This is a genomic window from Ferrovibrio sp., from assembly GCF_029255545.1.
Taxonomy (GTDB): Bacteria; Pseudomonadota; Alphaproteobacteria; order Ferrovibrionales; family Ferrovibrionaceae; genus Ferrovibrio.
The window spans coordinates 14,530-15,909 of sequence record NZ_JANLJJ010000052.1; the positions used below are offsets into that span (position 1 = coordinate 14,530).

Annotated in this window: 2 protein-coding genes; both read left to right on the forward strand. The window is 63.8% G+C overall.

Annotation, left to right across the window (positions count from 1 at the left end):
- Positions 1-189 precede the first annotated feature (189 nt).
- On the forward strand, positions 190-795 hold the full coding sequence (rfbC, locus tag Q1J79_RS10725; protein ID WP_300300039.1) for a dTDP-4-dehydrorhamnose 3,5-epimerase: 606 nt from the start codon (positions 190-192) through the stop codon (positions 793-795).
- A gap of 6 nt (positions 796-801) precedes the next feature.
- Positions 802-1,380, forward strand: a 579-nt coding sequence (rfbD, locus tag Q1J79_RS10730) for a dTDP-4-dehydrorhamnose reductase (protein WP_300300041.1), incomplete at its 3' end; no start/stop codon positions are given.

Consider the following 1,380-nt stretch of genomic DNA (forward strand, 5'->3'; position numbering starts at 1 on the left):
AACTTCATCGCCACGGTGGAGAAGCGCCAGGGCCTGAAGATCGCCGCGCCTGAGGAAATCGCCTGGCGCCAGGGCTATATCGATGCCGCCCGGGTTGAGGCCATAGCGAATGCCTATGGCAAGAATGCCTATGGCCAGTATCTGCGCCGCATCCTGAACGAAGACCGGCGCTAGGCGAGGATCCGGGATATGCGCATCTTCGCCACCGACCTGAGCGACGTTTTCATCATCGAGATGAAGTCGTTTTCCGATGATCGCGGTTTCATCAAGGAATTGTGGAACGCGCCGCGTTATCTCAATTACGGCCTCGGCGTGCCCTCGGTGCAGACCAACTTTTCGCGTTCGCGTAGGAACGTGGTGCGTGGCCTGCATTACCAGGAGCCGCACGGCCAGGGCAAGCTGGTTACGGCGCTGGCCGGCGAGGTGTTCGATGTGGCGGTGGATATTCGACAGGGGTCGCCCACTTTCGGCAAATGGACCGGCACGATCCTCTCCGGCGACAATCATCGCCAGCTCTGGATTCCGCCCGGCTTCGCCCATGGCTTCGCCGTGCTGAGCGACAGCGCCGATTTCCTCTATCAATGCACCGCGCCCTATGATCCGCGCTGCGAGCATGCGATCCGCTGGGATGATCCGGCCATCGGTATTGACTGGCAGGTGCGCGATCCGATTCTGGCTCCGAAGGACCAGGCCGCGCCGCTGTTGAACGAAGCGAAGGTGCTGCCGCCCTATTATCCGCTGCCGCCGCTGGTTGTTTCCGATAACGGCCGGGCGGCGCCGCGCGACGGCAGCTAGGCCGGCATGCTGCAGATCGCCGTCATCGGTCTGCAGGGGCAGCTGGCCCGATCGCTGGCCGAACTGGCTGGCGACAGCCTGCGGGTTACCTGCCTCGGGCGGCCGGAGCTTGATCTGACCGACCCCCCGACCATAGCCGCCGCCTTGTGGAAGGCTCCGGCCGATATTGTTGTCAACGCGGCCGCCTATACCGCGGTCGATCGCGCCGAATCCGAATCCGACCTGGCCTTTGCGATCAATCGCGATGGCGCGCAGGCCCTGGCCACCAGTTGCGCGCAGCTGGGCCTGCCGCTGATCCACATATCCACCGACTATGTGTTCGACGGCCAGAAGACAACGCCCTATGTCGAAGGCGACGACTGCAATCCGCAGGGTGTGTATGGCCGTTCGAAACTCGAAGGCGAGCAGGCCGTGCTGGCCGCGTCTTCACGCGCGGCGATCTTGCGCACCGCCTGGGTGCATAGCCCCTTTGGCAATAACTTCGTGCGCACCATGCTGCGGCTGGCCGGTGATCGCGACCGCCTGCGCGTGGTGAATGACCAGCAGGGTTCGCCCACCTATGCGCCGCATCTGGCGCAGGCGATC

Coding starts and splice junctions, on each gene's coding strand:
- rfbC (WP_300300039.1), top strand. CDS start 190: ATGCGCATCTTCGCCACCGACCTGAGCGACGTTTTCATCATCGAGATG.